Here is a 3,811-nt window from a genome sequence, read left to right as displayed (position 1 = left end):
GGGCGAGGTCGATCAGGCGTAGCGCCTCCGAGAGGTACCCGGCTCCACGGTGGGCCAAGGCGAGTTTCTGGTGCGCGACAGACCAGTCCTCGGGCCCCGGGCCAGCTCCAGGGCCAGTTGCAGGTACGGCATGTCGCCCCGCCACCGGCCCGCCTCGGCCTGCACCTTGTTGATCGCGGTGGCGCTGCGGTGCAGCTGCCCCTGCGCCGCCTGGAGGTGGGCGATCGTGCTGCGGGCCAGCTCCCGGGCCGCGACGCTCGCGGCCGGCCGGTCCAGCACCGTCTGCGCGAGCCGCAGCGCGATGCCGGTGTCCAGCCGGTGCAGCCGCATGATGCCCTCGAAGGCCAGCACCCGCGCCTGGTCGGCGGAGTCGGCGAGGGTCGACCGGCGGGCCGCGATCTCCTCCACCGTGGACTCCCGACTCAGCCCCCAGTAGCTGACCATGCCCCGCACGGTCAGCCAGCGGCTCAGCCGCCGGTCACCCTCGATGTCGGTGGCGACCGCGTCCAGCACCTCGATCGCCTCGTCCGGGCGGTCGCCGAACATCAGGATGGTGGCCAGCAGTTCCGCCGCGTCGAAGCCGCCGCCCGCGTCGAGCGCCGCGCGGGCCAGCCGGGTCGCCAGCGGTACGTCGTAGCGGGCGAACGCCTGCCCGGCCGCGTCGAGCAGCATGGCCGGATCCTGCGCGGTGCCCGAGTCGAGCCGCCAGACGGCCACCCGGAGCAGGTCGTCGCGGCGTCGCTTGCCGACCAGCTCCAGCAGCTCGGCGAGGCGGGCCTGCAACCGCCGCGTCCGGCTCACCGGGCAGCGGCGGCGCATCACCTCGCCGTAGAGCGGGTGGGCCAGCCGCACGTTGGCCCGCCGGTCGTCGTGCTCCACGGCGATCAGCCCGCGCTCCTCGGCGGTCTCCACGTCCACCGGGTCGGCGGCCTGGTTGAGCAGGTGCAGCCCGAGCGGCTCGCCGAAGGCGACCAGCTCCACCACCCCGCGTACGCCCGAGGTGAGCTGGCCTATCCGGATGTCGATCAGGTCGGCCAGGTTGGGGGCCAGCTCCAGCCGGCCGGTCCACTTCCAGATCCCGTACGTGCGGGTCAGCTCACCCCGGTCGGCGGCGAACACCAGCTCGCGCAGCAGCAGCGGGTTGCCCTCGGAGAGCCGGCCGAGCCGGTCGGCGGAGGTGGCGTCGACCGGTCCCCGCAGGATCTCGGAGAGCAGCCGGGTGGTCTGGGCCGGCGGCAGCGGCTTCAGCTCGACGTGGTCGACCAGACCGTCGGTCCACAGGGCCCGGATCGGCAGCGGGAGTTGCTCGCCGTCGCGCGAGGTGCCGATGACCGTGGCGTTGTCGGCCCGCGCGACCAGGTGCACCAGCGCCGCGGACGGCGGGTCGAGCAGGTGCGCGTCGTCGACGGCGAGCACGATGCGACGGCCGGCGGCCTGCTGTTGCAGCACGTCCACCGCCCAGCGCAGGATGCCGGCGGGGGAGAGGCCGTGCGGCTGCTCGGTGGGGAGCACCTGGACGAGACCGCCGAAGGGGAGCGCGGCGGTGGTGGCGCTGGCCGTGTCACGTCTTCGGTACACCGACGGGCGGCCGGAGGTTCCAAGCTCGGCCAGACCGTCGAGCCGGACGCGGAGCCCACCCGCCTGCTCGCCTATTCGCCGGGCGGGAGGGTGGCGGTGAGGTGGAAGCCGCCCTGCGGGTGGGGGCCCGCCTCGATGGCGCCGCCCGCCTGGCCGAGCCGTTCGGCCAGGCCGCGCAGCCCGCTGCCGGTTCCGGCGTCGGCGGGCTGCGGGCCGTTGGTGCCGTTGTCGCGGATCGTCAGGGTCAGGCCCGTCAGGTCGATCTCCGCCTCGGTGGCGCCGCTGTGGCGGATGATGTTGGTGACACCCTCGCGTACCACCCAGCCCAGCAGCGCCTCGGCCTGGGCGGCCGGCGGCGGTCCTGTGCGGCGGACGTTCACCCGCACCCCGGCCGCCGCCAGGGCGTCGCGGGCCCGCGTGAGCTCGTCGGCCAGGCTGCCCGCCCGGTAGCCGGTGACCGCCTCGCGTACCTCGGTCAGCGCCTGTCGGCCGACGGCCTCGATGTCGGCGGCCTGGCGTTCGGCCTGGCCGGGGTCGCGGCGGATCAGCCGGCGTACCGCCTCCGCCTTGACCACGATGACCGACAGGGTGTGGCCGAGCAGGTCGTGCAGGTCGCGGGAGAAGCGCAGCCGCTCCTGCGCGACGGCCGCCTCGGCCAGCCGCTGGCGGGTCTCGTTCAGTTCGCCGATGATCGCGTGCAGGTGCAGGATGACGGCCACGACCAGGCCCGCGCTGAACGTCCCCCACGAGAACGCCAGGATCGACTCCAGCGTGCCGCCGCCGGCCCACACCACCAGCGCCGCGCCTAAGGGCACCGCCGCCGTGACGACGCGCACCGCTCGGCCGTACAAGGTGATGCCGCACGCGATGCCCAGCAGCGGGAACAGGTAGTACCAGCCGCCGCCCAGCACGATCGCCAGGGCGAAGACGACCGCGGCCAGCGCCGCCAGCGCGACCCGGGCGGGCACGGCCCGGCGCCGGAGGGCCATGATCACCGTCAGTACGTACAGGACGGACATGCCGGCCAGGCCCGTCCACGACAGCCACGCGGGCCGCAGCGAACCGTCGACGGTCTCCCAGATCGCGCCCGTGGCCAGCAGGACGAAGGGCAGGAACGCCTTGACGCCGGGCGCGTCGTACGGTGTGCCGCCGGGGTCCGGGGGCTGGGATCGAAGCAGCATCACGCCCACGTTACGAGCACAGCGGCGCCGCTGCGCGATCCGGGGAGCTCAGGCGAAGACGGTGCCGGTCTCGGTGAAGAGGTCGTTGAGCGCCCGCATGCCGCTCCACGCCTTCGTCATGCCGAACTGGCCCGAGAACCGTACGACCGCGCGGACCTCCTCGGGGGTGGCACCCGTGCTGAAGGCACGCGTCACATGGACGCGGAAACTCTCCTCCAGCGTCTGGTAGAGGACGTCGACGGTGATCGTGGCGAACGCCCGCTCGCGGACGGTCAGCCGCCGCATGCCGGTGCGCATGCGCGACTGCAGGTCCATGAAGTCGGCGAAGCCGGCGTCGAGGTTGTGCACGGCCCGCCGGGTCGGCGCGGGGATCGGGCTTCCCGTGCCGTCCGCGTTCACCGGATGACCCTGCCCGGTGGGGCCGGCAAGGCCCTGTTCGCGCTCGATGTCGGTCAGGCGGGCCAGGGCCGCCAGCGCCGCCGGGTAGCCGCTGTCGTAGGAGATGAAGCGCAGCAGTTCGCGGAGGTCGTCGGCGTCGACGCCGTGTTCCAGGCCCATCGTCACGTGGGCTTCGAAAGGCAGTCCGAGGGTCTGCTGGCAGACGTCGGCGACCACGCTGAGCAGGATCTTCTCCCGCGGGGTCAGCTCGGGGTTTCCGGCCCAGGCCTTCTGGTGCGTGGCGGCGCTCATCTCCGCGAAGATCGGGTCCAACGTCTTGATCTGGGTGTCGTACGGAACGTTCACCGGTCGTGCTCCTTGCCGAAAACTAGTTGGCCTGGCCAATGTTGGCCAGGCCAACCATAGCAAGAATCGTTGGGCGTGCCAACGGGTCAGACCTTGGGGGTGGCCCGCATGCCGACGTACACGCACTCAGTGCCGTTGGCCAGGGTGGAGAAGACCACGGGCATGTAGTCCTCGCTGAAGGAGGGGCCGGCGCCTGAGGCGGCGAAGACCGTCTCCGTGACCGGCTCCAGGGTCATCTCCAGGGGCGGGGAGAGGTCCTTCATGCCGTCGACGAACTCGTAGCGCATGTGCGCGTTCCCGTCGTCGTC

Annotated in this window: 3 protein-coding genes and 1 pseudogene; all 4 read right to left on the bottom strand. The window is 72.9% G+C overall.

Annotation, left to right across the window (positions count from 1 at the left end; translation table 11 throughout):
• Positions 1-12: 12 nt before the first annotated feature.
• Positions 13-1,578, bottom strand: coding sequence for a hypothetical protein (locus AB0B91_RS64410; protein ID WP_358342872.1), 1,566 nt, complete (start codon positions 1,576-1,578; stop codon positions 13-15).
• 71 nt (positions 1,579-1,649) lie between these two features.
• Positions 1,650-2,759 carry a sensor histidine kinase gene (locus AB0B91_RS64405; protein WP_358342870.1) on the bottom strand — a complete coding sequence of 370 codons (1,110 nt, stop codon included), beginning with the start codon at positions 2,757-2,759 and terminating at the stop codon, positions 1,650-1,652.
• Between the two features lie 48 nt (positions 2,760-2,807).
• Positions 2,808-3,503 carry a carboxymuconolactone decarboxylase family protein gene (locus AB0B91_RS64400; RefSeq protein ID WP_358342868.1) on the bottom strand — a complete coding sequence of 232 codons (696 nt, stop codon included), beginning with the start codon at positions 3,501-3,503 and terminating at the stop codon, positions 2,808-2,810.
• Between the two features lie 86 nt (positions 3,504-3,589).
• Positions 3,590-3,811, bottom strand: a pseudogene (locus tag AB0B91_RS64395) (penicillin-binding protein); the annotation flags it as partial.

The sequence above is a fragment of the Nonomuraea sp. NPDC049141 genome (assembly GCF_040648415.1).
Taxonomy (GTDB): Bacteria; Actinomycetota; Actinomycetes; order Streptosporangiales; family Streptosporangiaceae; genus Nonomuraea.
This window is presented reverse-complemented; position numbering and strand designations above follow the sequence as displayed.

What these genes read in the sequence shown, in the direction of transcription:
- AB0B91_RS64405 (WP_358342870.1), bottom strand. Translation starts at nt 2,759, where the DNA reads ATGCTGCTTCGATCCCAGCCCCCGGACCCCGGCGGCACACCGTACGAC.